This window comes from Gracilimonas sp. BCB1 (assembly GCF_040117685.2).
In the GTDB taxonomy this organism is placed as follows: domain Bacteria; phylum Bacteroidota; class Rhodothermia; order Balneolales; family Balneolaceae; genus Gracilimonas.
Genome location: NZ_JBEDYP020000012.1, coordinates 183228 through 209341, shown reverse-complemented (window position 1 = coordinate 209341; position 26114 = coordinate 183228). Strand labels below are relative to the sequence as shown.

General features: G+C 44.7%; 25 protein-coding genes. 11 read left to right on the top strand and 14 right to left on the bottom strand.

Annotated features, from left to right (window positions below; translation table 11 throughout):
* Positions 1–90 precede the first annotated feature (90 nt).
* From ABFW99_RS07400 to ABFW99_RS07390, 3 genes are all read right to left on the bottom strand, one after another.
* Positions 91–675, bottom strand: coding sequence for a porin family protein (locus ABFW99_RS07400; protein WP_349354876.1), 585 nt, complete (start codon positions 673–675; stop codon positions 91–93).
* A gap of 53 nt (positions 676–728) precedes the next feature.
* Positions 729–3545 carry an excinuclease ABC subunit UvrA gene (uvrA, locus tag ABFW99_RS07395; RefSeq protein WP_349354875.1) on the bottom strand — a complete coding sequence of 939 codons (2817 nt, stop codon included), beginning with the start codon at positions 3543–3545 and terminating at the stop codon, positions 729–731.
* A gap of 139 nt (positions 3546–3684) precedes the next feature.
* Positions 3685–4632, bottom strand: a complete 948-nt coding sequence (locus ABFW99_RS07390) for a DUF4097 family beta strand repeat-containing protein (protein ID WP_349354874.1) — start codon at positions 4630–4632, stop codon at positions 3685–3687.
* 123 nt (positions 4633–4755) lie between these two features.
* Between ABFW99_RS07390 and ABFW99_RS07385 the strand changes: the two genes are divergently transcribed.
* The 8 genes from ABFW99_RS07385 to ABFW99_RS07350 all read left to right on the top strand — a co-directional run bounded on the left by ABFW99_RS07385 (position 4756) and on the right by ABFW99_RS07350 (position 12368).
* Positions 4756–5607 (top strand): proline dehydrogenase family protein, encoded by an 852-nt coding sequence (locus ABFW99_RS07385; RefSeq protein WP_349354873.1) that lies wholly within the window; start codon positions 4756–4758, stop codon positions 5605–5607.
* 74 nt (positions 5608–5681) lie between these two features.
* Positions 5682–6059 carry a DoxX family protein gene (locus ABFW99_RS07380; protein WP_349354872.1) on the top strand — a complete coding sequence of 126 codons (378 nt, stop codon included), beginning with the start codon at positions 5682–5684 and terminating at the stop codon, positions 6057–6059.
* A 60-nt stretch (positions 6060–6119) separates the two neighbouring features.
* Positions 6120–8255, top strand: coding sequence for a hypothetical protein (locus tag ABFW99_RS07375; RefSeq protein WP_349354871.1), 2136 nt, complete (start codon positions 6120–6122; stop codon positions 8253–8255).
* Positions 8256–8303: 48 nt separating this feature from the next.
* Positions 8304–9392 (top strand): M23 family metallopeptidase, encoded by a 1089-nt coding sequence (locus tag ABFW99_RS07370; protein WP_440707460.1) that lies wholly within the window; start codon positions 8304–8306, stop codon positions 9390–9392.
* 47 nt (positions 9393–9439) lie between these two features.
* Positions 9440–9862 carry a YciI family protein gene (locus ABFW99_RS07365; protein WP_349354869.1) on the top strand — a complete coding sequence of 141 codons (423 nt, stop codon included), beginning with the start codon at positions 9440–9442 and terminating at the stop codon, positions 9860–9862.
* Between the two features lie 33 nt (positions 9863–9895).
* Positions 9896–10564, top strand: coding sequence for a nitroreductase family protein (locus ABFW99_RS07360; RefSeq protein WP_349354868.1), 669 nt, complete (start codon positions 9896–9898; stop codon positions 10562–10564).
* 56 nt (positions 10565–10620) lie between these two features.
* On the top strand, positions 10621–11229 hold the full coding sequence (locus ABFW99_RS07355) for a TlpA family protein disulfide reductase (protein WP_349354867.1): 609 nt from the start codon (positions 10621–10623) through the stop codon (positions 11227–11229).
* A 77-nt stretch (positions 11230–11306) separates the two neighbouring features.
* Positions 11307–12368: a VOC family protein gene (locus ABFW99_RS07350; RefSeq protein ID WP_349354866.1), complete on the top strand. Its 1062-nt coding sequence runs from the start codon at positions 11307–11309 to the stop codon at positions 12366–12368.
* A gap of 12 nt (positions 12369–12380) precedes the next feature.
* Here the strand turns inward: ABFW99_RS07350 and ABFW99_RS07345 are convergent, their stop codons facing one another.
* The 3 genes from ABFW99_RS07345 to tyrA form a co-directional block, all read right to left on the bottom strand.
* Positions 12381–12887 carry a hypothetical protein gene (locus ABFW99_RS07345; RefSeq protein ID WP_349354865.1) on the bottom strand — a complete coding sequence of 169 codons (507 nt, stop codon included), beginning with the start codon at positions 12885–12887 and terminating at the stop codon, positions 12381–12383.
* 1 nt (position 12888) lies between these two features.
* A complete protein-coding gene (locus ABFW99_RS07340) occupies positions 12889–15594 on the bottom strand; it encodes a zinc-dependent metalloprotease (RefSeq protein WP_349354864.1) in 2706 nt (901 codons plus the stop codon).
* A gap of 67 nt (positions 15595–15661) precedes the next feature.
* Positions 15662–16795: a bifunctional chorismate mutase/prephenate dehydrogenase gene (gene tyrA / locus ABFW99_RS07335; RefSeq protein WP_349354863.1), complete on the bottom strand. Its 1134-nt coding sequence runs from the start codon at positions 16793–16795 to the stop codon at positions 15662–15664.
* Between the two features lie 211 nt (positions 16796–17006).
* On the opposite strand from tyrA, the gene uvrB reads away from it, so the two are divergent.
* Together uvrB and ABFW99_RS07325 are read left to right on the top strand one after the other, a co-directional pair.
* Entirely contained in the window at positions 17007–19058 is a 2052-nt protein-coding gene (uvrB, locus tag ABFW99_RS07330; RefSeq protein ID WP_349354862.1) for an excinuclease ABC subunit UvrB, read from the top strand.
* A gap of 6 nt (positions 19059–19064) precedes the next feature.
* A complete protein-coding gene (locus ABFW99_RS07325) occupies positions 19065–19619 on the top strand; it encodes a class I SAM-dependent methyltransferase (RefSeq protein WP_349354861.1) in 555 nt (184 codons plus the stop codon).
* 45 nt (positions 19620–19664) lie between these two features.
* On the opposite strand, the gene ABFW99_RS07320 is transcribed toward ABFW99_RS07325, so the two are convergent.
* The 8 genes from ABFW99_RS07320 to rpmB form a co-directional block, all read right to left on the bottom strand.
* Positions 19665–20114: a MarR family winged helix-turn-helix transcriptional regulator gene (locus tag ABFW99_RS07320; RefSeq protein WP_349354860.1), complete on the bottom strand. Its 450-nt coding sequence runs from the start codon at positions 20112–20114 to the stop codon at positions 19665–19667.
* A 54-nt stretch (positions 20115–20168) separates the two neighbouring features.
* Positions 20169–20936: an exodeoxyribonuclease III gene (locus tag ABFW99_RS07315; RefSeq protein ID WP_349354859.1), complete on the bottom strand. Its 768-nt coding sequence runs from the start codon at positions 20934–20936 to the stop codon at positions 20169–20171.
* A gap of 6 nt (positions 20937–20942) precedes the next feature.
* Positions 20943–22157 (bottom strand): tyrosine--tRNA ligase, encoded by a 1215-nt coding sequence (tyrS, locus tag ABFW99_RS07310; RefSeq protein ID WP_349354858.1) that lies wholly within the window; start codon positions 22155–22157, stop codon positions 20943–20945.
* On the bottom strand, positions 22158–22727 hold the full coding sequence (locus tag ABFW99_RS07305; protein WP_349354857.1) for a CvpA family protein: 570 nt from the start codon (positions 22725–22727) through the stop codon (positions 22158–22160).
* Positions 22728–22730: 3 nt separating this feature from the next.
* Complete coding sequence (locus ABFW99_RS07300; protein WP_349354856.1) at positions 22731–23189, bottom strand: GatB/YqeY domain-containing protein; 459 nt, start codon at positions 23187–23189, stop codon at positions 22731–22733.
* 93 nt (positions 23190–23282) lie between these two features.
* Positions 23283–23453, bottom strand: a complete 171-nt coding sequence (locus ABFW99_RS07295; protein ID WP_349354855.1) for a DUF4295 family protein — start codon at positions 23451–23453, stop codon at positions 23283–23285.
* A gap of 8 nt (positions 23454–23461) precedes the next feature.
* Positions 23462–23626, bottom strand: a complete 165-nt coding sequence (gene rpmG / locus ABFW99_RS07290; protein WP_103664281.1) for a 50S ribosomal protein L33 — start codon at positions 23624–23626, stop codon at positions 23462–23464.
* Positions 23627–23630: 4 nt separating this feature from the next.
* Positions 23631–23876, bottom strand: coding sequence for a 50S ribosomal protein L28 (gene rpmB / locus ABFW99_RS07285; RefSeq protein ID WP_255134081.1), 246 nt, complete (start codon positions 23874–23876; stop codon positions 23631–23633).
* Positions 23877–24146: 270 nt separating this feature from the next.
* Between rpmB and gyrB the strand changes: the two genes are divergently transcribed.
* Positions 24147–26084, top strand: coding sequence for a DNA topoisomerase (ATP-hydrolyzing) subunit B (gene gyrB / locus ABFW99_RS07280; protein WP_349354854.1), 1938 nt, complete (start codon positions 24147–24149; stop codon positions 26082–26084).
* Positions 26085–26114: the final 30 nt, after the last annotated feature.

Below are 26114 nucleotides of genomic sequence, written 5' to 3'. Positions count from 1 at the left end.
CATCGTGATTTTACTATTTGAAAGTTTAAATATTCAATCACGCTTTATACTGAAGGATTTCTCCAACAAATATTCCTATAAATGGTTTTCCTAAAACTCCACGCCTACTGTAAGTGCAAAGGCTCCATTTTTAGCTTCATCGTTGAAGTTATCGTTGGCCACATCTTTCAGTCCAGCCGTGTAGCGCAACCCGATGTTGAATTTACGTACGTCTAATCCGGCTCCAACGGCTATCCCAAAATCAGTCCCTTCAGCCTGGTCGTCAAGATTAATTGAGCCACTTTCATTTTTTATTTCTGAGTTAAGATTGATCCCCATATACGGGCCAAAATATACGTTGGGCTTAATTCCGGGAGTGTTAAACCCAAACTTAAGCAGGACCGGTATTTGCAGGTAGTTTACCCGAAACCAGGCGTCACTGTTTTCGATTCCTGCACCATATTGGGCATATAAAACCTCCGGCTGAATGGTAAGGGGCGAGGCCGGGACTTTAATGCTTGAATAGATTCCACCAATAAACCCTGTTTTATATTCCACATCGTCGGTATTGTTAAACGTTGAATAGTTTGCACCGGCTTTAATACCAATTTTTGGGAGTACCTGAGCCTGTGCTACGCTCGCCAGCGTAAAGAAAACTCCGGTTACCATTCCGATTATCGCACTTCTTAGTTTCATTGTATCGTTAGGTTTGTTTTGATTGGTATTCTAACTAAACCTGCAATGCCACTTCACTTCTGTTGCAGGTAATCCTTTAGAAATGTACCCGTATAACTTTCATTATGTTCCATAATGTCTTCCGGAGTGCCTTCAGCGACAATCTGTCCGCCTCCAAAACCGCCTTCCGGTCCGATATCAATAATCCAGTCGGCGCATTTGATGATGTCAAGATTGTGCTCGATAATAATGACCGAATGCCCCTGCTCAACCAGCTCATTAAAGGAGTCCAGCAGCTTGGCTACATCTTCAAAGTGAAGACCGGTGGTGGGCTCATCGAAGAAATACAGGGTGTGGTCGGTGGATGTCTTAGCCAGAAATTTAGCCAGCTTCACCCGCTGGGCTTCCCCTCCTGACAGAGTGGTCGCACTTTGGCCTAATTTCAAATATCCAAGCCCAACATCTTCCAGGGGCTGCAATTTATTGATGATGGTCGTTTCGTCCACAAAAAACTCGATGGCTTCCGAAACCGGCATTTCCAGCACATCATGAATATTCTTCCCGCGATACTTTACGCTTAGCACATCTTTCCGGAAGCGGGTTCCGTTACACACTTCACAGGTCAGCTCAATATCGGCCATAAACTGCATTTCAATCCGCTGAACACCTTCTCCCTGGCAATTTTCGCAGCGACCTCCGGGCACGTTAAAAGAAAAGTGCCCCGGTTCATACCCCATTATTTTGGACTGCTTGGTATTGGCAAACAGATCACGAATTCCATCAAAAGCCTTGGTATAGGTGGCCGGGTTGGACCGGGAAGACCGGCCAATCGGGCTTTGGTCTACCATCTCTACCCCGTGAACCGCCGCCATTCCTGATAAATCCGAAAAGCGCCCCACTTTGTCATTGTACGAACCAATGTGTTTCTGAATACCGCCATACAGCGTATCATGGACTAATGTGGACTTTCCCGAACCGGAAACACCAGTCACTACTGTCATCATACCCAGCGGAAAGTCTACATCCACATTTTTAAGATTATGCTCTGAAGCACCCCGTAGTTCTATTGTTTTACCGTTTCCTTTTCTCCGCTTTTGGGGAACGGGGATTTCCTTCCGGCCACTTAAAAACTTTCCGGTCAGGGTATCTGCTTTAACGAGTTTGTCCACTGCGCCCTGAAAAACCACTTCTCCACCATGAGTTCCGGCAAAGGGCCCGATGTCAATCACGTTATCAGCCGCCTTAATCATTTCCGGATCGTGCTCTACTACCAGCACGGTATTTCCGATATCTCTGAGTGATTCCAGAATTTTGATCAATCGGTCGTTATCTCTGGGATGAAGTCCGATGGTCGGCTCATCCAATACATACAGACTCCCGATCAAAGAACTCCCTAATGCATTAGCCAGACTGATTCGCTGAGACTCACCGCCACTCAGGGTGTTTGCCAATCGGTCCAGGGTCAAATAATCCAGCCCTACTTCATCGAGGTATTTGAGTCGTTTTCGGATTTCATATAGAATTTGTCCCGCTACGCCTTCCTCAAACTCAGTAAGCTCAAGATCTTCAAAATATTCGCGGGCGTGACCTATGGTAAGCTCTGATACTTCCCCCACATGTAAATCACCAACTTTTACGTACAAGGCATCTTTGCGAACCCGGTAACCTTCACATTCCTGGCAGCGACTGTATCCGCGGTAACGGGAGTACAGCACCCGCATATGCACTTTATAAGATTGGTTTTTGATCTCATCAAAAAACTTCCAGATGCCAATGTATTCATCCTTTCCTTTCCAGATTACGTCTTTGAACTCTTTGGAAAGCTCGGCATAGGGAGTGTCGATAGGATATTTTTCACGAGCGGCCACCTTTATTAAATCCCGAAGATGCATACTGAATTTTTGTGAATCAAAAGGAGCGATGGCTCCGTTTCTGATCGTTTTTTGATGATCGGGAATAACCAGGTCTTCGTCGATACCGGATACTTTCCCAAAGCCCTCGCAGTTGTCACAAGCCCCAAAAGGGTTATTGAATGAAAACATTTGAGGAGTCGGCTCAGTAAATTCAATACCATCCTTTTCAAAGCGTTCACTGAACCGGAGTTCTTCTCCTCCTCGCATCTTGATCGAGCATCTTCCGCTGCCTTCCTGAAAAGCGGTTTCCAGTGAATCTGCAATTCGGGTACGGGTATCTTTATCATCTTTCAAAACCAGACGATCAATCAACACACGGTGCTTATCAGCTTTAAATTTCTTCAGGTTGATTTCATCCGTGGTCAAATCAACCATGCTTTCGTCATCGATATTCAAAAGACGAGTTAGTCCTTTTTCTTTGAGAACCTTAAGCTCCTCATCGAGTTTCTTTTTTTCGTGTTGCGGAATGGGATGAAGCACATAAAACCGCTCACCCTCTTCCTGGCTTTCAAACAGTTTTTCAATGGCGGTTCGGGGGGTATCCTTTTTTACCACTTCTCCTGAAACCGGAGATATCGTTTTCCCTATCCGGGCAAACAACAGCCGAACATAATCATAGATCTCGGTAGTTGTACCAACGGTTGAACGAGGATTGGATGTAGTCGTTTTTTGTTGAATGGCCATGGCAGGCGAAATTCCCTGCATAAAATCCACATCCGGCTTGTCCATGCGCTCCAAAAACTGGCGGGCGTAACTGGAAAGGCTCTCCACATAACGGCGCTGACCTTCTGCATAAATAGTGTCAAAAGCGAGGCTGGATTTTCCTGAACCCGAAACTCCGGTAACCACAGTAAGCTTGTTGCGGGGTATTTCTACATCAATGTCTTTGAGGTTGTGTGTCCTCGCCCCCTTAATAATTATCGGACGCTCTTCTTCTTTCTCTTTTGCTTCTTTACTTGCCGTTTGAATTGTGGACATAGATTTGTTGAATCCTGATTTAGTCGAACCCTGAATATAAACATTTGTTGGGAGTGAACCGACACCATCAGCCAACAAAAAAAGCGAGAGATTCTATCCCTCGCTTTCTGATTTATTAGTGTATATCGTAATCGCCCTCTTATAAATATTCTAAACGAACCGAGCCTCCGCTGGTCTTGGCCTCAATAAGGGTTCCGCCTCCGTTCATGGTGCCGCTAATTTCATCCTTTTCAGCTTGTCCGCTGAAATTGTTCAGGTCAACGTAAACGCGATTTCCGTCCAGGTCTAAGTTATATCCATTTTCCTGGGGCACTCTAATGGTGATGCTTCCACCGGAGGTCTTCAATTCTATATAATCAGAAGGGGCCAGAATCTCGGCGTTGATCGAACCACCACTTGTTTTGGCCTCCACATTTCCTTCAATGCCGGCAAGGCGAATGCTTCCACCACTTGTTTTAGCATCCAGATTACCGACCAGGGTTTCGGCACGAATGGTTCCCCCGCTGGTGTTAGCTTCTACATCTCCCTGAACTTCTCTCATATTAATACTGCCTCCGGAGGTTTTGAGAACCATCGTACCTCGAATGCCCTCGGTTGTAATGCTTCCGCCGGAGGTCTTCAATTCCTGGGAACCACTCAGGTTTCGAACCGTCAGGCTGCCACCGGAGGTCTTGAGGCGGGTACGGGTTTCTTCCGGAGCATATACTACAAATGAAATGGAGTATCCGTTGTTATTCCAGTTCCAGCCACCCGATCTTCTTTCCACAATCGCCCGAACTTTATTTCCATCCTGAGCTATTTCTATTTCATAATCATCGAGGTCAGCTTCACCGGGTTCTACATAATCACCTCTTTTTCGGACATACATTTCCACAACTACTTCATCCTCGTTTGACCCAAGTACCGAAATGCTTCCTCCTGAGGTTCTCACCTCCAGGCTTACTTGTCCTGATACATCGAACTCTTCAACGCGATAGGCTTCGTCACTTGACTGGGCAAACACAGACTGTGCAGTAGCCAAAAAAAGTCCGGCCACTAACGCGCCGGATAGCATCAATTTGTTTAAATATTTTCCTGTTGAACTCATATTTTCTCCATTGGTTTTCACTCACTCTCTTTACACGAATGATTTTTGCAGTAGTTACATTTTTATGTGGGCACTGATGTGAACTATTGATTAAATTTGCCCGCCATCAAAAATTGGAGTTTCATGAAGTTACCTTTCATTTTAGCAAAACGCTTTGTAGCCGGTGAGTCTTTCACAGAATCCATCTCCGAAGCAAAAAAATTAAACAACAAAGATCTTAAGCTTACCTTAGATCTTTTAGGAGAAAATGTTGAGAGTCGCCAAACAGCAACGGATACCGTTGACGCATACATCCGGCTACTTGAAGGCATTAAAGAGCAGGGTTTAATCAGCAGTATCTCCATAAAGCTGACCATGATGGGGCTTGATATCGACCATGACTTCACGCGGGAAAACCTATTTCGATTGCTGGATGTAGCTAAAGAACAAGATCAGTTTGTGCGTATTGACATGGAAGGGTCTGATCACACCCAAATTACGCTGGATATTTTCAAAGAAGCCTTTGAGAAATATGGCAAGCATGTGGGCACGGTAATTCAAGCTATGCTGCACCGAAGTCACAACGATATACATGAGCTGGCCGAAATGGGAGCTGATATCCGACTCGTAAAAGGAGCCTACAGCGAACCATCAAAAATTGCCCTTCAAAATATGCCGGCCATTCGGGAGGCCTTCAAAGAGCAGGCAAAAGTATTGTTAGAAAAAACTCCTTTCCCCCGTTTTGGAACTCATGATGATGAGCTCATCGACTGGATTAAAGCCTACGCTGCAGAGAATGACATCCCTAAAGATCGCTTTGAGTTTCAGATGTTGTATGGACTCCGGGAAGAAACCATGGTTCAGCTTAGTGATGAAGGCTATTCGGCCCGGGTTTATGTTCCGTTTGGCACCGACTGGTTTCCCTACTTCAAGCGCCGGCTAATGGAACGAAAAGAAAATGTGTGGTTTGTGCTCAGCACCATGTTTAAGAAGTAACTTGATATGGTGATAAAGTGATGAGTGATAAGTATTTTCTTAATCACTTTATCACCATTTCACCCTATCACTGAATGTCTTTTCTTTTCGAGCCTTCTTTTCATCGGTACCTGATTGGCGTGCTCTTTATGCTGGCGGGCTTGTTGCATTTCCTTAAGCCCGGGATGTATATAAGCATCATGCCGGACTACATTCCCTATCACAAAGCGATGGTTTTTATAAGCGGGGTTGCCGAGATATTGGGAGGGGCAGGAATTATGATTCCCGAATTTCGCACTTATGCCACCTGGGGACTAATTGTATTACTGATCGTTGTTTTTCCAGCAAACATTGATATGGCATGGGGCGGATACAAAAATCATGGCCTCACCTTATATACCTGGGCTCTTGTGGCCCGCTTACCTTTACAGTTTGTACTTATCTGGTGGGTATATTGGGCAGGAGTTAATTGAGGGTGATTAAGTGATGTAGTTTTTGATACCTTACTTCATCATCACATCACCGAACCGATCTTGCTGAAAAAAGCCCTGCCATATCTGACTCCTGTTTTACTTGGGATCGCATTACTGCCCATACCCTTGCTCCGTGATTTTCATTTTGAATCAGCAGCCCTGGTTGCCATTATTGGTTGTTTTTGGGCGGCCATCAAAGCGGTAAAGCCGACCGCCACTCAGGATTTCAGGCATTCATTAACCATACTGGGATATATCTTCCTTGGCGGGCTTCCGCTATTTATCACCGCACTATTCACCAGCTGCCTTACCTTTGATGGGTTTGGTTTTTGGATCTTCATTCCACTTCCCTCCGTTTTTCTGGGAACGGCTATCGGCCGATTGATCCGTTCTTTCTACCTTCCTTTTGCAAAGACACTGACCCTTGGTGTTCTTCTTTTTATCAGCTTGGGCGTTTGGGTGATTGAGTTTTTAAGCTTTCCGCAGGTTTATTTTTATAATCATGTTTGGGGAGTTTGGCCGGGGCCTATTTATGATGAGGCCGTGCAGCTTACCGGTGCTTTTCTCTATTTTCGATGGATTACCTTTCTGTGGATCATTCTTCTTTGGGTGCTGCCAAACTGGAGCCGGAATCTGCAAACCAAGCTTGTCACCGGTTTTACCCTCATCAGCTTACTATTCAGCTATCTGAACCTTGACGAAGCCGGGATCATCAGTCCGCAAGAATCTATACAGGCTCAGCTTGGTGGAGAGCATCAAACCACACACTTTACTATCCACTTTGAGCAAGGCTTCTATTCGCCAGAGGAAATTGAGTATTGGGCTGCAAAGCATGAGTTTTACTTTCAGCAGATTAATGACCGGCTGAATATCGAGTGGCCGGAAGACCGAAGGGTTGAAAGTTATTTTTATGCACACGCCTGGCAGAAGAAAAAAATAACCGGTGCCAAGTTTACCAGCTATGTTCCTATTTGGCTGGCACAGGATCAGCTGCATATCGCAAAACAGCAATTGGAAGATGTGCTTAAGCACGAGCTGGTTCACGTACTTTCCAAGCAGTTTGGTAATGCCCTTTTTAACGGAAGCAGAAGCATCGGGCTGATTGAGGGGCTCGCTGAAGGCATTGCCAAAGGCGCTTCTCCCCGGTCAACACTTCATCAAATTGTAGCGGGGGAGCAACCCTACCCTTCTACAGAAGACATGCAATCGGCTTTATCCTTTTCCGGCTTTTATAGCAGCTCCGGAGCTGTCAGCTACACAACGGCCGGTTCTTTTGTGGAATACCTTTTATCGAATTATAGCGTGGATTCCTTCAAAGACGCTTATGCCACAGCCGATATAGAGTCAGCTTATGACACTTCTTTCTCTGCCTTAGTTGATGGGTGGCACCAAGCCTTAGCTGCCACTCCACTCGACTCTATAGATCGGCAAGTATCGGAGTTTATTTTTGCACAGCGATCTTTATTTGAAAAGGACTGCCCTCATTCCATTTCTACAGAAATGAGGCTTTGGGATGAATACCGGTTTTTATTAGCCGACCGGGATACATTGGCTGCTTACCAATCACTGGATGAGTTGTACAAACTCTTTCCCAAGAATGATTTGGTGAAAGATGCCCGGGTTCGTTCAGAACTGATGCAGGGTAATTATGAAGACGCTTCGGTAATCATCACCCCAAACGATTCGCTGCTTGCTTTGCAGGTACTCAAAGCCGATGCGCTGTTTCTGGCCGGGCAAATCCAAAAAGCGGACTCTGTTTTGGAATATATCAGCCCAAAAATTAAACAGTCTGAAGCACGTAACTTCCGTTATACCCTTACGCTTCGGATAGATTCTGTGCAGTGGAAAAATCATGTACAACGACGGTATCAAAACGTTTTCCCGGACGGCGCCACTTTTGCCAGCCTGAACCTCCCCAACAAGATGCTGAGCTTGAATAAGGCCCTGACGGAAAACAGGGACTCTCTTGCCATTCTCTATGCCCATCAACTTCTAGAGCATAATCCAAATCCGCATTGGTTTGATATATATGATACTGCAATTGACCGGCTTTCTTTTATGGGTGAATTTGATTTAGCAGATCGCTGGATCGCACTGATTGATAAAGAAAGCTTTCGTTTGCGATACCGGGAAAGGCTTGAAGAACAAAAGGAATGGCAGCTGTTTTTAAGAACTGAATCAGCAGTTGCGGATTAACGGTTTTATAATCATGTTTGATCATATTCACAGAAATACTTTGGGTTGATGGGTTACAATAAATCGAAAACTACTGCGGCTTTCTTTCTTACATGCATCACACTGCTGAGCACTTTTCCGCAAATAGCATCCTCTCAGGACTGGCGCCTATCCGCAACCTATAACGTACAGAGTGTGGGCTTCAACTACGTGCCCAACCGAACCTATTCGGGAGAAATCAATAAAGCGGTAAAGGGTATGCTGGAGGTGGAGCTTGAACGATATTTGCTGTATCGGTTGTATGTGGCGGGAAAGGGCGAGCTGTTGGTGCAGAACCAGGAAGACTTCCTGATTGGCGGGCCGGTTAACTTTAATCAGATCAATTTTGGTGCAACGGCCGGTTTGCAATGGCCCAAACTGGGCGTGCATGGCGGAGTGAAAGCCGGAGGAGTTTGGAATTTTAATATTAAGGCAACCGATCCCAATGGAAACCCGTCCTGGGTGAAGCCCACCGAAAATGCCGACCGTTTCACAACCTCTTTTACCGGAGGAGTAAAATATTACCTGCTGAATTTTGTGCGCCTTCAGGCTGAAATCACCAAAACCAATAACCTTCCACAGAACATCATTCCTGAAAGCAGCTTCACCGAAAGTCCGGCTTTTCGCTCTTTTGATTTTAGTCCGGTGACATTTTCTGTTGGGATTTCCATCAGTATTCCATGGAATGAGAGAGTGCGTCCCGAGGAAGATAAAACCAAGCTCCCGCCACTCATGAGGGTCACAGCCGTCAATTTTGACAAGCCCATGGATAATACATTCGTCACTTCTAAATTCGGTCCCCGGTGGCGTAGCACCCACGAAGGCGTGGACCTGGATGCTAACCTGAGAGATAATATCTATGCGGCCGAACAGGGCGTGGTTGTAAAAGCAGGAAATGGCCGGGGCTACGGAAAAATGGTGCGCATCAAGCATTCGGGTGGATTAGAAACCGTGTATGCTCACATGAGCAAAATTAAAGTAAAAGAAGGCGATCGCGTTAAAAAAGGTCAGGTTGTTGGGAAAGCCGGGAATACGGGAACCTCCAGCGGAGTACACCTTCATTTTGAAATCCTAAAAGACGGGGAGCCGGTTAATCCCGAATCTTATATTCGTTTTTGATTTCAGAGTTCTTACTATTCAATAATCCACAATAATTGACCATTACTATGAAGCATTCAGCTCTTTTCATCCTTTTTGCGCTTTTATCTCTACCTGTTTTTGCCCAGGAGGCCGATTCCACGGCTCAACCCGAAACTTTTGAATATGAGTGGGCCGGGGAAAAATTCACCATGCAAAAGTATTTTATCGTTTTCCTGAAATCGGGCCCGGAGCGCAGTCGAACTGAAGAAGAAGCCATGAAGCTTCAGCAGGAACACCTCGCTTATTTGGGCGGGTTGTATGAAGAAGGAATTATTAACCTCAACGGGCCCTCCGGCGGAGAAAGTGACATCCGGGGATTTTCTGTTTACAACGTAGCCACCATTGAACAGGCTCGTGAATATGCCGAAAACGACCCGATGGTAAAAGCCGGCCGGCTGGCTGTGGAAGTTCACCCCTGGTGGTTGGCAAAAGGCTCAGGAGTAAAGTAACTTATAGCTGAATAACAAGCACACCAGACAATAATGCGAGAAGCTATATTTGTACCCCTCGAATCTTATAATGAAATCCCACAGGATGAAATGAAGCGGAAAGCTTCGGAGTTCTACGAACTGGTAAAGCGCAGACGCACGGTAAGAGAATTTAGTTCTCGCCCGGTCCCCAAAGAAGTTATCGAGAAATGCTTGCTTGCAGCCGGCACCGCTCCTAATGGGGCCAACAAGCAACCCTGGCATTTTGTGGCCGTCAGCGATCCGGAGGTGAAAAAAACAATTCGGGTTGAGGCGGAAAAAGAAGAGCACGAATTTTATAACCGCCGCGCCCCCGAAGACTGGCTTGAAGACCTTCGTCCCCTCGGCACCGATGAAAACAAACCCTTCCTGGAAGAGGCTCCTTACCTGATCGGTATCTTTGCCCAAAGCTATAATCTGGATAAGGATGGTGAAAAAGAAAAGCATTATTACGTAAAGGAATCGGTAGGTATAGCCACCGGAATTTTGATCACCGCTTTACACAATGCGGGTTTAGCCACATTAACACACACCCCAAGTCCCATGGGTTTTTTGAATGAGATTATGGGTCGGCCTTCCCATGAAAAGCCTTTCTTACTCCTGGTTGTTGGATATCCTGCGGACGGAGTGAAAGTGCCCGACATCACCAAAAAGTCGCTGGATGAGATTTCTACTTTTATATAACAGCTTTGTTGTTACTACAAGCTCTTTTTATTCTTAAATCCTTCTGATCTTGTGACATGAATGAAAAAGAGCAAAAACATAAAAAGACATCCTCCTTTAAAAAAGAACTCCTGCAATGGGGTGTGATCTTTCTGGTCGCGGCTGTTTTATATGGAACCGGGTATCACACCGAAGTAATCGGAAAGCTTCAAAGCGTCATTTTATATACCGGCCTCTTTCAGCCCGATGTTGAAGAATCAATACAGCATGGAAACCAGGCTGATTACAACATGCCTTTGCTTACTATAAACGGAAACCGCACTTCCCTTTCTGAGTTTGAGGGCAAAACGATCTTCCTGAATTTTTGGGCGACCTGGTGCCCGCCTTGCATTGCCGAAATGCCGAACATACAGTCCCTTTATAATGAGCTTGATGATGAAAACGTTGTATTTGTTATGGCTTCTTTAGATCAAGACCCGCAAAAAGCATGGGATTTTATTGGCCGAAAAGAATTTACGTTTCCCGTTTATTCGGTTATTTCTAAACCCCGTGTATTTGACACATCGATGGTTCCAACTACCTACGTTATTTCCCCTGACGGTATCATCGCAATGAAACATGCAGGAATGGCTAAATACAACACCGATGATTTCAAAGCATTTCTTGTCGGTTTATCTGGTCAGTAGCTGGCTCTCATTTGTTCTGAACGACTAAAAACACGTACCTTTGCTGCGACTTTTAACCCTCTATTAATTTCACTTTCATGGAAAAAGTAATCTCCGGCATTCAGCAAATTGGAATCGGCATTCCGGATGTCCAAAAAGCAACGGACTGGTATCGTCGGCATTTTGGGATGGATATCAAAGTATTTGAAGACTCTGCCACAGCCGAACTGATGACTCCATACACCGGCGGCGAAGCGCACGACCGAACCGCCGTGCTGGCCCTGAATATGAAAGGTGGCGGAGGCTTCGAAATCTGGCAATATACCAGCCGGGAGCCTCAGCCCGCTGACTTTGACTTAATGATGGGAGACCTTGGAATTAATGTGGGCAAAATTAAATCCATTAATGTTCCCGGCACTTTTGACGAAATGGAAGCTGCGGGATTGGACATACTTACTCCTCTTGAGAAAAACCCTGCGGGAGACTATAACTTTTTTGTTAAGGATTTGTACGGCAACATCTGGCAGGTTGTAAAAGGCCTCGACTTCTTCAAAACTAAAACACCCGCTTCTACCGGGGGTGTGGTAGGTGCCATTATCGGTTCCACAGATATTGAACAAGCCCGAAAGCTTTACTCCGATGTGCTGGGTTATGATGAAGTTGTATACGACAAAACCGCTGCTTTTGATGACTTTAAAGGGTTGCCCGGTGGGGACGACAAATACCGGCGCGTTTTACTGCGACACTCTCAATCCCGTCAGGGTGGCTTCAGCCAAATGTTTGGCCCTACGGAAATAGAGCTCATCGAAGTTGAGGGGCGTGAACCACGCAAATTATTCAAAGATCGATATTGGGGAGACCTGGGTTTTATCCATCTCTGTTTTGATGTGCAGGGAATGGATGCCCTGAAAGAAGAGCTTGAATCGAATGGGTTTCCGTTCACCGTAGATTCTGCTGACAGCTTTGATATGGGCGAAGCCGCCGGGCGGTTCACCTATGTAGAAGACCCCGATGGCACGCTGATCGAGTTTGTGGAAACACATAAAGTACCTATCATCAAAAAGATTGGCTGGTACATTGACATGACCAAGCGGGATCCAAAAAAGAATCTTCCCAACTGGATGATATCAGCCCTTCGGTTTAGCCGGATGAAGGGGTGATTAAATCATTATCTATTCATTTGGAGATAGAGGCTTACTTCCCGGTAACACATCCATGTCTTCGGGATTGATGGGTTGCAGATAATAGGAACTGGCGGCACTATCATAAGCAAAAGTGTATTTCTTCTTTTGATCGAAAAGATCAATAATGCCGGTAACTTTTTGCCCCTTTACCGTTAGCGTAGCCTGACCGGTTTCACTGCTTCCTACAAAAGCAGAGACCGATGTAATTCCGGGCATCATTTCCTGAACCCGCCGAATTTGAAGGTTCATATTTTCCCCTTCATTTCCGGTCACGCTGATTTCTAAAGAATCCCCTCGTTTCAATGAGGGAATTCCTTCGATATCCATTTCTATGTACATTTTTTCCGTAGCGGAAGAGTCCTCGTTGATGGCCTGAACCTGGTTAGATTCAACTTCCGAGCCCTTATTTTGCTCTGCTTTCCCGCAGGAAATAGCCATTACCAAAGAGAGGCCCAGGACTAAGAAATTAAATGCACTCTTTTTTGAAATAATCATACTACTTAATCAGAACCATTTTTCGGGTTAGGGTTTGGGCGCCGGTTTGTAACCTGTAAATGTAAATTCCACTGGACAGGTTCTGAGCGTTAAAAGTAATTTGATGCTCTCCCGATCTTCTGTTCTCGTTAAGAAGAGACGCCACCTTCTGCCCTTGAATATTAAACACATCCAGCTTCACTTTACTTGCCTGATTCAGGTTAAATCGAATACTTGTAGTAGGATTAAATGGGTTAGGATAGTTTTGCTGCAATGTAACCTGCTCAGGAACCTCTTCTGTTTCATTAGAAACCTCCTGATTCACATTCAGCGTGACAGGAACTTCAATCAGCCTGTTTTCCGGGTCGTTGGTGCTTACCTGAAGAACCGTTTCATACGTTCCAGCCGAAATGCCCCGGGTGTTAAAGACCAATTCCGCATCACTGCTGCTGTCCTCAAAAGCTACCCCGCTCATGTTATTTACCGACAGCCAGTTGTATGGATTACTCAGCTGCTTCAGTTCAATATTATCAACATCGAAATGTGTGTCGGACACTTCATTCCTGTGTACCACCTGTAGCTCGCTTGGTGTTTTTCCACTGAGGAACCCGGTTTCTAAAATCATATTTCCCTTGTAGTAATACTGAATTACTTCCTCATCTGTATTGTACACAATTCTGAGGTTTCCGTACGAATTAGCTGTCATAACCACATTTGTACCAAAAAATACCAGTTGGTCATTCTCATTTAACCCGGCGGCATAAAGCGTACTATCTGATATAATAATACCGCTCGAAAACTGCCCATTCTTACCATCAAAAATGTAAAAGTCGAAGGTTTCCGATCGCGCAGCGGCACCTGAAATCTTAAAGTCGAGGCTAAGCTCATAGTTGCCGAGTGGCAGGTAACCGAAAAACGGAGCTGCAACAAATTGTGTGTTTTCTGAAGTTGGATCATAACTTAACCGGAGGTTTCTACTTCCATTGCTGGCATTACCGGTCTCAATGATAAAGTCCGTATTTGTGAGCGACCTCCACTCTCTGTAACCTCCAAATTCTCCGGAAGGGAAGTTTTCAAAAGACGTACTGTAAAGCACCTCTTCATTCAGGTTTTTTTTCCGAACCTCATTGTTATATACCGAATAATTAGCCGGAGCTCTAACCGGATCTTTTATCAATACCGGCTTAAGATCGCTTTCAGGGTTTGAAGCCGAGTTCACTTTGCCAACGGTTTGGCCCGGGAAGTCAAAATCTATGTCCCAAACCAACCCGCTGTTGCCGGCATTTGAAATACTGAATGGTACCGCAATCTCGTCTTCACGGTTCAGGGTTACTTCAATCTGATCGGTAGAGACGGAAACTACCGGAGAATCAACGAATGTTGCCCGATATCCGGCGATAGCTCTTTTTATTTGCTTCAGCGTTAGTGCACTGTTTGCCGGAGTATTTCTGTCGTCAGATCCCGTTCTGGAACCGTTATAGGTTAAATTCGGGCTGGCAAATATCGGAGCTTCCTGCAACTGCTGACCCGGCTCATTATATGCCATAACCGTTACGTAGCTCGCTTGAATGTTTTGGAACCCTACGGAGTAATGAAACAGAGCACCACTTTCCCGTGCAGCAGCCGATGACTGTGTCCGGGAGTGGGAGTTCCCCATATTATGGCCAATCTCATGAATCAGGGTATAATTGGATGCAACTTGCTGAACCCTGTTTACCGAAAAGCCTCTGACCGGAGATCCAGCTACATTATTTAATACCCAGGCTATTCCTCCGGTATTAGGCTCGCTCATAATAAGTGCAACAAGATCTGCTCCGTACTCATCTCTCAGATCGTGCACTTCTTCCATGTACCCATCATATTCGTCATTCTGTCCGAAAGAAGGATTGTCTTCATCTTGTGTGAACCTTCGTAAATGTGTTCCGGCATCTATATCTTCGTTGTTATCTCCCCGGTAAATAGTTTTATGCACATGGGCCAACCGTAACTCAATGCGCGTTTCACTGTTATCCAGGGCTGTCTGCGATAAATTCATGGACTGAGCCAATACAAAGTCGATACTTCCAAAACCGGAGTTGTTAGCCCAAGACTCCGCGCTATCGGTATAAACAAGCATCAGGTCGATGGTAATGCTATCCTCAACTGAGGCGTAAGCCGGCGCTCCAAAACTAACCGCATTCTTTTGTTTGGCGCGGCTCATTTTATCCTGATTAAGGCGGGTTTTATAGTACGGGATATCATCTAAGCTCTCGCTTTCATGAACAGCACAAGCTTCTGCATGTCCCAACACTGACTTATTCCGGGTTAAAAAAGGCTCCCCAATTTCCTGGTCTACCGCAAACATGACAGTGCTGGTATGATTCTCGTGATATATACCCACAAGACGACCATTTCCATATGAAAAGGAAAACTTGTTCTCCGGGTTATCGACATCAGCTGCCATGTATGAAGTAATGCCGGGTCTATAAGATCTTTTTTTAACAAGCCTCAATACATCAATCTGATTTCTGGCTGTCTCCAACTCAAAAATAACCCCTTCTGCAAATTGATCGCTCTCCAGAACGTCTTCACTTAAACTGAAATAGGTTTTATCTGCAACATCATCTGATGCTTTTTGAACAGATGTACTTTCAATGCTATTAATTTTCAGCGCAGGCTGATCCTGAGCTGTTGCAATCCCGGAAAATAGTAAAAGGCTTAATACGGTAAGCGGTAATAAATTTTTCATCTCTACTTTACTGATAGTTTTCTGTTTCTTCTGTAAATATCACAAATCTATGTGAATAAAACCGATTTTAAGCAAAACGGTCTGCCAGGCGGTTTATTAAATATCCACTCTCGTTAAGTGCTTGGGTCGCAAACTTTCCAAAGAAGTCAGTCACCCCTTCAAACTCTTTAATGAATCCTTGCCGGTCATTTTTTTCTACCATTTGCACCAGTTTCTTGTGATGATCAAAGAACTTTAGCAGTAAGTCACGGCGCTCTTTATTGGCAAATACAATGTCTGCATACAGCTCGGCATCCTGAGCAAAAATCCGCCCCGTCATCATTAATTCTGCCCGGTAAATTGGCGATGAGTAGTCGAGCATATCGGCCGGTTTCAGATCATACTCTTCCATGAACGAACCGTGCAGCAGAGCCACAAAGTGTCTTAATCCCTGAACCAGGTGCATCACATGATCGTGCTTTTCCGGGTCGGCATGTATTACCCGCATTCCCCAAAGCTCGCATTGGTCCTGAAACCATTTAGCCTGCTCACCATCCCGTGCATCACAAAATACCATCAGCTGCTTGGACAAATTCTGAACATCCGGGCCGTGCATGGGGTGTAATCCAACAACCGGACCTTCATGTGCTTCCAGCATCGCCTGGATAGGGTTTGATTTGTTACTGGTGAAGTCGGCCAGAATGGTTTCTTTTTTCAGCCGCCCACCCAGCCTTTCAATCACACTTTCCGTTACGTTGATTGGAACGGTAACAATAACCATGTCCAGCTTTGGCGACATTTCTTCCAACTCATGCCAGTTCTTTTTGTCTATGGAATAGGTTGTATGCCCGGTTTGATCGGCCATTCGCTTATACAGATTTCCCATTCCGCCTTCACCACCTATAAACAGAATATGCTTGGGTTCTTCAGTAGCAATGGGAAAGGTTTCCTGCGATTGCGTAGCCCGCGAGGCCGTCATGATCATGCGCAGAAAGTCTTCAGCCCATTCCGGGTCAATACCTTTATTTTTGGCAAGCTCTTTGAATGCTTTCGACTTCTCCTCTTCCCTGGCCGGCACAAAAACGGGCAGCTGATTTTCAACTTTTCGTTTGATGACATCCCGAACTATTTCACCCCGCTCGGAGAGTAAGTCCAGGATTTGCTCGTCAATTTCATCTATTCGTTTTCGGGGCGATTCTAAATCTTTATGTCGGTGGGACATACTTCTTTTCGTTTTTTAGTTATTCGTGTAATCGTTTTGGTTAACCCCGGTTACTTCTGTTGTAGAGAACACGATTAACAATAAACGAATTACTATTAACGCACAATTGGAATGCTTAAAGCCTGTTCGTGCTTTAGTGATTGATGGCATTAATTTTTCACGGTTCTTGTTTCCTAAGTTACGTTACAGTTTGTACCTTTAAAAGCTAATTATGGCTCAATTTAAACTTCACTCACCTTACGAACCCGCGGGCGACCAGCCCACTGCCATTGCCGAACTTACGGAGGGCATCAATGCGGGCGACAAATTCCAGACCCTGCTTGGGATTACCGGCTCCGGAAAAACGAGAACCGTTGCCAATGTGATTGAAAATGTGGAGAAACCAACCCTGGTGATGAGCCACAACAAAACACTGGCCGCTCAGCTTTACCGGGAGCTCAGCGACTTCTTTCCGGAGAACCGTGTTGAGTTTTTTATCTCCTATTATGATTACTATCAGCCGGAAGCCTATATCTCTACGCAGGATAAATACATCGAAAAAGATTTGTCCATTAATGAGGAGATTCAACGACTGAGGCTGCGGGCAACCAGTTCCTTACTTTCCGGGCGCCGGGATGTGATCATTGTTTCCTCTGTAAGTTGTATTTTTGGTATCGGCTCTCCTTCAGAATATGAAAAGCTGATTCTTACCCTTAAAAAAGGACAGGAAATTCCCCGGAATACTATCCTGTATGATTTAGTGGATCTCCATTACAATCGAAACGACCTGGATTTTAAACGCGGTACTTTTCGGGTGCGGGGTGATGTGATTGACGTGTATCCGGCTTATTCGGATGAGGGTCTACGAATTACTCAATGGGGTGATGAAATTGAGTCCCTACATCTTTTTGACGTCAATGATGGCACCGTTCATGATTCTGTTGATGAGTTTCGGGTCTATCCAGCCTCACACTATGTAACGTCTAAATCACGCCTTGAGCAGTCTATTGAACAAATCAGGGAAGAGCTTGAATGGCGACGACAAGTTTTAATTGATGAAGAAAAATTTCTGGAAGCTAAACGTATCGAGCAGCGCACCCTCTTTGATATTGAGATGATTCAGGAGATTGGCTATTGCTCAGGTATCGAGAATTATTCCCGCTATTTAAGTGCCCGCAAACCCGGCGAACGCCCCTATTGCCTGCTCGATTATTTCCCCGATGACTTTCTTTTGGTGGTTGATGAAAGCCATCAGACTGTCCCGCAGATTTCAGCTATGTATGGGGGTGACCGATCCCGTAAAGTGGAATTGGTTGAGCATGGGTTTCGCCTTCCTTCTGCTCTTGATAACCGGCCTCTTACTTTTGATGAGTGGGAAGGGTTAATCAATCAGGCTATATTTGTAAGTGCTACACCCAGCGATTATGAGCTGGAGAAATCAGGTGGCGTTTACACCGAACAAATCATTCGTCCAACCGGACTTATGGAACCTGAAATCGAAATCCGGCCATTAGGCAATCAGGTGGATGATCTGCTGGCAGAAATTCAGGAGAAGGTAGAGAAGAAAGAGCGTGTGCTTGTAATTACGCTGACTAAACGATTAAGTGAAGAGCTCAGTGAGTACCTGAAAAACCTGGGCATCAGTGCCGCTTATATGCACAGCGAGTTAAATGCTCTTGAAAGAATCGAAGTTTTATATAAATTCCGCCGCGGAGATTTTGATGTACTTGTAGGCATTAACTTGTTGCGTGAGGGAATTGATATTCCTGAACTCAGCCTGGTGGCCATCATGGATGCGGATAAGGAAGGATTCCTGAGATCGGAAACTTCGTTATTCCAGATCGTTGGACGTGCAGCACGTAATGTCGGCGGAAAGGCTATTTTGTATGCCGATAAAATTACAAATAGCATACAGAAAGTGGTGGATGAAACCAGACGGCGACGGAAGCTACAGGAAGAATACAATGAGAAGCATGGAATTACGCCCGAGACCATTAAAAAAGAATTGAAACCTTTGGTTGATCCGGCACTAATTTCAAATCAAAGTTTTGACTTTGCAAGCAAAGACGAGGAGGCCGATGAAGAAGCCCTCGAGGTGGTGAAAGTTGCTGAGGATGGCATTCAGTATAAAGCCAGCCCGGCGATGAAGGAGGTTACCTTCGAAAGCAAAGACAAGCTTATTGAGCACCTTCGCGAAACCATGGTTCACGCAGCCAAGAACATGGAGTTCGAGGAAGCGGCTCGTATTCGGGATCAAATAGCACAATTAGAACAAGAATTATAGCAACCAATGAAAAACACACTAACGTTTTTAAAATCATTTGCAACCGATAAAGACGTTGCTTCTATAACTCCTTCTTCCAAATACTGTGTGCGTAAACTATGCGAGCATATCGACTTCACCACCACAAAAACCATTGTGGAATATGGAGGCGGAACCGGTGTTTTCACCAAGCATTTCCTGAAGAAAATGAGCCCTGATGCCCGGCTTTTTGTATTCGAAACCAACGATAATTTTTACAGAGAACTGAGCGAAATTCAGGATGAACGAATTACCGTTTTCCATGAAAGCGTGGAAGAGATAATGAACCTCCTTCCCGAAGAAGTTATCGGGGCTGTTGATCACGTGGTCTCCGGTATCCCCTTTTCCTTTTTTGACTGGGATATGAAAATCGATATTCTCGGAAAAACCCAACAGGTGTTAAGGGAAGACGGCTCCTTCCTTGCTTATCAAACATCGGGGCACCTTAAAAAACCATTGACTGAGGTCTTCAACAATTATACCACCGACTTTTGCTGGAAGAACATCCCGCCCTATTATATTTATGAGTCAGTGAAAGGATAGTCTGCTGAGTTGCAGATCGCCGTTTTATACTTTTCTTAAGAACCCTTATTCCGGTTTTTGGCCCAGCTTCTTACAAATGCCGGCCAGTTGTTCTCTTTCTTTCATGCTGAGGCATCTGAACTCTTCTTTGATTTTGTCCAGGTGTTGAGGAAAGAGTTCTTCTATAAAAGATCTCCCTTTTTGAGTTAAGCTGATGATAACAGCCCGGCGATCATTCGGGTCCGTTTTCTTTTCAACCAGGCCGTTTTTTTGAAGATTGTCGATCACCAGGGTTATGTTACCTCCGCTTTTTAATAGCTTTTGGCCAAGTTCTCTCTGATTTAGTGGACCGAGATGCAGTAGTGCTTCAAGGGTTCCGAACTGACTAACGGTAAGATTGGCATCTGATAAGTGGCGGGAAAGACGGCCGTTCAAGCTTTCTGAGGCTCGCATTAATTTGATAAACGCGTTAAGTGTCGACTTTTCTTCGTCCGTACCGTCGTAATGTGTTCCCATTGTGTCTCACCTATTTCGTGAAGTCAAAACTTTATGCAGGGTGGCATTGTTCGCTCATACATCATATACAACACTGACGGGAGCATGATCCGAAATATCCCATTTTTTTTCTATTTCAGCCACCTTTGCTTTTTCAGCTAATGCATTGGTCGCCAAATGATAATCAATTCTCCAGCCTTTATTCCTTTCTTTGGAAGCAGCGCGATAACTCCACCAGCTATACAGGTCTGTTTTTCCGGGGTGAATCCTTCTGAATACATCATTATATCCAACCTCAAGGAAATCCGTTACCCAGGCCCGTTCTTCAGGCAGAAAACCGGACGTCTTATGTTGCTTATCCGGATTATGAATGTCTATTTCGGTGTGACAAATATTAAAGTCCCCACAAAAAACCGAGGGCTTGTCATCTTCAGCAAACTTTTTTCCAAAACGGATGAAGTTATCCAGGAAGTCCATTTTCATATCCTGCCGAATGTCTCCGGTGGTTCCGCTGGGAGCATAAATGCTGAATACTCTGAAGCTGTCATACTCGGCCATGATCACCCGGCCTTCACTGTCAATCCAGTCAACACCGATTCCCTCTTCAATTTTCTTCGGCTTCTCTTTTGAGTAAATAGCCACCCCGGAATATCCTTTCTTTTCGGCTACATGATAGTATTCATGATACCCCAGCTCTTTTACTTCTTCAGGAACCTGATTCTCGAGTGCCCGAAGTTCCTGTATGCAAATAATATCCGGATCGCTTTCTCCCACCCAATCCACAAACCCTTTGCGGTGAGCGGCTCTGATACCGTTTACATTGTATGAACTGATTTTTGTCAAGCCGGCTTATTTTGCTTTTAAAATTCCGAAATTTCTTTTTCCTACTTTCAGGGCAAATTCATCTCCTTCTGAAAAGGTGATGGAGTGATTTTTATCTGTCACTTTTTCATCATCAATACTGATGCCACCCTGCTTAATCATACGCTTGGTTTCCCCATTACTTGGGGAGAACCCCGTCTCAGCCACAATATCCAGTAGGCGAATTTCCTCACCGGTTTCGAAGAAAAATTCAGGGGCATCATCCGGAACTTCCTTGTTAATTACTGTTTGCTCAAAGTGTGTTTTTGCCCCCTTGGCAGCTTCCTCCCCGTGGTACATACGCACAATAGTGAAAGCCAGGTCGTGCTTAGCATTTCGCGGGTCCTTCTCAATCTTCTCTTTGATCGCCGGAAGCTGCGCTGTTTCCACATCGGTAACCAACTCGTAGTAGGTGTAAATCAGATCGTCCGGAATGGACAGGGCTTTACCGTACATATCATTCGGCTCTTCATTAATCCCAATGTAGTTATCGTAGGATTTAGACATTTTTGCCGAACCATCGGTACCTACAAGCAAAGGCATCATCAGGCAAACCTGCGGGTCCTGGCCATCTTCTTTCTGAAGTTGTCTGCCTACAAGCAGGTTAAATTTCTGATCCGTTCCTCCCAACTCAACATCTGACTTCAGGTGAACAGAATCCTGACCTTGTGCCAGCGGATACAGAAACTCATGCAAAGAAATCGGCTCATTATTCTCAAACCGCTTGGAGAAATCATCACGCTCAATCATTCGGGCAACCGTCAGTTTTGACGATAGCTTGATGACATCCATAAAATCCATCTCACCCAGCCAGTCGTAATTGTTGGTAAGGGTGAGTTTGCTTTCATCTAAAATGCTGTTGGCCTGCTCAATATAGGTTTGGGCATTTTCCTTAACCTCTTCCATTGTGAGTGGCGGGCGGGTTTTGTTCTGACCGGTTGGATCCCCGATCATGGCGGTAAATCCTCCGATAATGAGAATAACTTCATGCCCCAAATCCTGGAACTGCCTCATTTTCCGAAGAATAACAGAATGACCTAAATGTAAGTCGGGCCGGGTTGGATCTACCCCCAGCTTAATTTTCAGGGGCTTGTTTTCCTTTTTTGATTTCTTGAGCTTTTTAATGAGTTCTTCTTCAGGAACAATTTCTATCGTACCACGACGGATGATTTCAAGTTGTTCCTCAACAGGTAAAAATGACATTTAGTTATCTGTATTATCGTTTAAAAATGGAATGTTTTCTAAGGGATTGTGATCACTGATGTTTGCCTTCAGCGTTTCGGTGTAATTTTCGGCGCCCGGATACACCAGGGCCACACCATTGTAGGTTAAGGGAGCCAGGTAAATCACATAGGGGTATAAATAGGATTCATTTCTGGCTTGTTCACCCGGTACATTAAAACCCGCTAAAAGCAGCAGTACGGCACTTACTACCAGTCCGCTTTTCAGGGCGCCAAAGGTAGCACCCAAAATTCGATTTACCATGCTTAGTTTAACTGCTTTCAAAAGCTCTTTGGTGCCATACGCTATCAAAGCAACAATACCGATGGTGCCTATAAACAGGATAGCACCTGATACAAACGGCACGTATGAAGTCCCCTCTTCAAAAAGCGGTGCTATGATGCCGGTAAAGGCATCCAGGTAATTAAAGGTCAGGAAAACCGCTAGTATAATTGCTACAATATTGAGCACTTCTTTTACCAATCCATTTACAGCCCCTTTGTAGCCAAAGTAAAGTATGGGTGTGGCAATAATCAGGTCAAGGATCAGCATTCACTATCCCCCGAGTTCTTCTTTTACGATTCGGCTTACGATTGATCCATCTGCTTTGCCTTTCAACTGCCCCATAAGAGGGCCCATCACTTTGCCCATGTCCTGCATGCCCGAGGCTCCAAGGGCTTCTATTTTCTCTTTGACTATACTGCGGACTTCATCTTCGCCCATCATTTCCGGGAGGTAAGCTTCTATAATTTTCAGCTCCTTTTTTTCATTCTCGGCCAGATCTTCTCTGCCTCCTTCTTCAAACTGCTCAATGGATTCTTTACGCTGCTTGGCAGCTTTCATCAGCACTTCAACGGCCTGCTCATCGGTGAGTTTTGCTTCACCGCCTTGCCGTTCGCTTATTTCTTTTTCCATCAGCTTTGCCTTCAAAGAGCGTAAAACCCGCAGCTTATCCTGCTGTTTGGCTTTCATCGCATCCTTGATGTCTGAAATAATCTGTTCTTTAATCGTCATAGTAACTTCCTCCGTCGCTGAAAATAACCAAAAAAAAAGGTTACACAATCATAATTGCGTAACCTTAACTATTCATTATGAATGTAGTATCTATCAGGCTTTATTTTGCTGAATAAATTCTTTCACATTTTCCTGATCAATCATCACTTCTTTGTAGGCGTATTTGCCTTTATCGTTCTTGGTAGAAATGATAACCTTTGCCATTTTGCGGTGAGCCGCTTTCGCTTGTAATGCTTCTTGTCCAAATGATTGCTTCTTAGCCATAACTCTGGTTATTTAATTTCTTTGTGAACGGTGTGTTTACGAAGAACCGGGTTGTATTTTTTTAGTTCAAGTCGATCCGTAGTTGTTCTTCGGTTTTTAGTCGTAACATAACGAGATGAACCGGGTTTTTCGGTACACTCTAAAATCACCTGAACTCTGTTTCCTTTTGCCATTTTTCTACACTTCTTTTATAAGAGTTCCTTTTTTCCGCGCCTCTTTCAATACCGCAGAAATTCCTTTCTTGTTAATTGTTCTGACAGTTTTCGCAGAAACTTTGAGGGTTACCCATTTATCTTCTTCCGGAACGTAAAAACGTCGCTTTTGCAAGTTCAATTGAAAGCGATGTTTTGTCTTATTATTTGACTTGGAAGAACGGTACCCGTTCAAAGCTCCTTTACCTGTAATATCGTCTTTTCGCGACATCGTTGTAATCCGTTAATTCGTAATGAAAATAGACACCAAAGATAGAAGTATAATCATCAAAGTTCAACGGGTTTAGCGATGAAAATTCTAATTATTAACATTTTCCCAAATTATCCACATTCACAACCGCTTTTCTTAATGGGGATTTAACCCCAGAAACGACAGCTCTAATATTTTCAGCAAAAACCCTTCCTTTTTTTGATTTTGCTTGTGTAAGCTCTATTTTCAGGCGTCAATAAACTCATCTTACAAAGCTATCACTCCATAATTATGGCAAAAAAACAAGGTTCCGACTACAAGGCGTCAAACATACAGGTTTTGGAGGGTCTTGAAGCGGTACGAAAACGCCCTGCAATGTATATTGGGGATACAGGTCAGCGCGGCCTTCACCACTTAATTAATGAGGTGGTTGATAACTCCATTGATGAAGCGCTTGCAGGCTATTGTGATCATATCATTGTAACTATAAATGAAGACGGTTCCATGACCATTCAGGATAATGGTCGTGGTATTCCGGTAGACACTCACGAGAAGCTAGGTATTCCGGCCGTGGAAGTTGTACTTACCAAACTGCATGCCGGCGGTAAGTTTGATAAGGATACTTATAAGGTATCTGGTGGGCTCCACGGTGTTGGTGTTAGTTGTGTGAATGCACTGGCCACGAACTTCCGTGCTGAAATTCACCGGGATGGCGAAATTCATGTAATGGAATTTGAACAGGGAAAAACCACCATTCCTCTTTCTGTTAAAGGAAAAACGAAAGAAACCGGGACCAAGATTTCATTCACTCCCGATCCTACCATTTTCACTCAAACCGTTGAGTTCAAGTTCGACATTATTGCAGAGCGAATGAGAGAACTTGCGTTTCTGAATCCCGAAGTAACGATCGAACTGGTTGACGAACGCGAAGAGGATGAAGATCTTAAAAAAGAAGTTTATCACTATGAAGGCGGGGTGAAGGATTTTGTTGATTTCCTTGACGAGCACCGCGAATCGATGCTTACCACACCTATTTATATAACCGGTGAAATCGACAATGTACCTGTTGAAATAGCTATTCAGTACAATAGCTCTTTCAGTGAAAACGTGCATTCTTATGTAAACAACATTAATACCCGTGAAGGCGGGTCTCATGTTTCCGGATTCCGAAGAGCTTTAACCCGTTCTTTAAAATCATATGCTGAAAAGAACAACCTCATCAAATCCAAGAGTAAAATTTCTATTTCCGGGGAAGATTTCCGGGAAGGAATGACGGCCGTACTAAGTGTTAAAGTTGCCGAACCTCAGTTTGAGGGACAGACGAAAACCAAGCTTGGTAATTCTGAAGTCCAAAGTGCTGTTGAAGTTGTGGTGTATGATCAGCTGAATGAGTACCTGGAACAGAACCCAAAAGCAGCTAAGAAAGTAATTGAAAAGGTTGTTCTTGCTGCTGAGGCTCGTGAAGCTGCCAGAAAAGCACGCCAACTCGTTCAGCGAAAGAGCGTTATGAGTGGTGGCGGCCTCCCGGGTAAATTAGCCGATTGCTCTATTAAAGATCCCGAACACAGTGAAGTGTATCTTGTTGAGGGTGACTCTGCGGGTGGTTCTGCAAAAATGGGGCGGAACCGTAGTTTTCAGGCTATTCTTCCTTTAAGAGGTAAAATCCTGAATGTTGAAAAAGCCAAGATTAACCGAATCTTGGAGAACAAAGAAATTCAGGCCATGATTACGGCACTGGGTACCGGTGTTGGTCACGGAGATGAGGACTTTGAGCTGGATAAGCTCCGATATCACAAAATCATCATTATGACGGATGCCGATGTGGACGGTTCTCATATTCGAACACTGCTGTTAACTTTTTTCTATCGTTACATGCGCCCGCTCATCGAAAATGGCTTTGTATATATAGCCACTCCTCCATTATATAGAATCACGACCAGTAAAGATCTGGAATATGCGTGGGATGACGAAACCCGTGATAAGATGGTGAAAGAGCTCAAAAAGACCCGAAAGAAGTTTGACGTTTCTCGCTATAAGGGTCTTGGTGAGATGAACCCCGAACAGCTTTGGGAAACCACGATGGATCCGGAAACACGGACACTTCAGCAGGTAAATGTTGAAAGTGCTGCAGGAGCCGACAAGCTCTTCTCAACCCTGATGGGAGGAGATGTGGAACCTCGCCGTGAGTTCATCGAGCGGAACGCCAAGTACGCCAACATCGATATTTGATCTAATTAATCTGAATACAGACTAACCTTT

What these genes read in the sequence shown, in the direction of transcription:
- ABFW99_RS07400 (WP_349354876.1), bottom strand. Translation starts at nt 675, where the DNA reads ATGAAACTAAGAAGTGCGATAATCGGAATGGTAACCGGAGTTTTCTTT.
- uvrA (WP_349354875.1), bottom strand. Translation starts at nt 3,545, where the DNA reads ATGTCCACAATTCAAACGGCAAGTAAAGAAGCAAAAGAGAAAGAAGAA.
- ABFW99_RS07390 (WP_349354874.1), bottom strand. Translation starts at nt 4,632, where the DNA reads ATGAGTTCAACAGGAAAATATTTAAACAAATTGATGCTATCCGGCGCG.
- ABFW99_RS07385 (WP_349354873.1), top strand. Translation starts at nt 4,756, where the DNA reads ATGAAGTTACCTTTCATTTTAGCAAAACGCTTTGTAGCCGGTGAGTCT.
- ABFW99_RS07380 (WP_349354872.1), top strand. Translation starts at nt 5,682, where the DNA reads ATGTCTTTTCTTTTCGAGCCTTCTTTTCATCGGTACCTGATTGGCGTG.
- ABFW99_RS07370 (WP_440707460.1), top strand. Translation starts at nt 8,304, where the DNA reads ATGGGTTACAATAAATCGAAAACTACTGCGGCTTTCTTTCTTACATGC.
- ABFW99_RS07365 (WP_349354869.1), top strand. Translation starts at nt 9,440, where the DNA reads ATGAAGCATTCAGCTCTTTTCATCCTTTTTGCGCTTTTATCTCTACCT.
- ABFW99_RS07360 (WP_349354868.1), top strand. Translation starts at nt 9,896, where the DNA reads ATGCGAGAAGCTATATTTGTACCCCTCGAATCTTATAATGAAATCCCA.
- ABFW99_RS07355 (WP_349354867.1), top strand. Translation starts at nt 10,621, where the DNA reads ATGAATGAAAAAGAGCAAAAACATAAAAAGACATCCTCCTTTAAAAAA.
- ABFW99_RS07350 (WP_349354866.1), top strand. Translation starts at nt 11,307, where the DNA reads ATGGAAAAAGTAATCTCCGGCATTCAGCAAATTGGAATCGGCATTCCG.
- ABFW99_RS07345 (WP_349354865.1), bottom strand. Translation starts at nt 12,887, where the DNA reads ATGATTATTTCAAAAAAGAGTGCATTTAATTTCTTAGTCCTGGGCCTC.
- ABFW99_RS07340 (WP_349354864.1), bottom strand. Translation starts at nt 15,594, where the DNA reads ATGAAAAATTTATTACCGCTTACCGTATTAAGCCTTTTACTATTTTCC.
- tyrA (WP_349354863.1), bottom strand. Translation starts at nt 16,795, where the DNA reads ATGTCCCACCGACATAAAGATTTAGAATCGCCCCGAAAACGAATAGAT.
- uvrB (WP_349354862.1), top strand. Translation starts at nt 17,007, where the DNA reads ATGGCTCAATTTAAACTTCACTCACCTTACGAACCCGCGGGCGACCAG.
- ABFW99_RS07325 (WP_349354861.1), top strand. Translation starts at nt 19,065, where the DNA reads ATGAAAAACACACTAACGTTTTTAAAATCATTTGCAACCGATAAAGAC.
- ABFW99_RS07320 (WP_349354860.1), bottom strand. Translation starts at nt 20,114, where the DNA reads ATGGGAACACATTACGACGGTACGGACGAAGAAAAGTCGACACTTAAC.
- tyrS (WP_349354858.1), bottom strand. Translation starts at nt 22,157, where the DNA reads ATGTCATTTTTACCTGTTGAGGAACAACTTGAAATCATCCGTCGTGGT.
- ABFW99_RS07305 (WP_349354857.1), bottom strand. Translation starts at nt 22,727, where the DNA reads ATGCTGATCCTTGACCTGATTATTGCCACACCCATACTTTACTTTGGC.
- ABFW99_RS07300 (WP_349354856.1), bottom strand. Translation starts at nt 23,189, where the DNA reads ATGACGATTAAAGAACAGATTATTTCAGACATCAAGGATGCGATGAAA.
- ABFW99_RS07295 (WP_349354855.1), bottom strand. Translation starts at nt 23,453, where the DNA reads ATGGCTAAGAAGCAATCATTTGGACAAGAAGCATTACAAGCGAAAGCG.
- rpmG (WP_103664281.1), bottom strand. Translation starts at nt 23,626, where the DNA reads ATGGCAAAAGGAAACAGAGTTCAGGTGATTTTAGAGTGTACCGAAAAA.
- rpmB (WP_255134081.1), bottom strand. Translation starts at nt 23,876, where the DNA reads ATGTCGCGAAAAGACGATATTACAGGTAAAGGAGCTTTGAACGGGTAC.
- gyrB (WP_349354854.1), top strand. Translation starts at nt 24,147, where the DNA reads ATGGCAAAAAAACAAGGTTCCGACTACAAGGCGTCAAACATACAGGTT.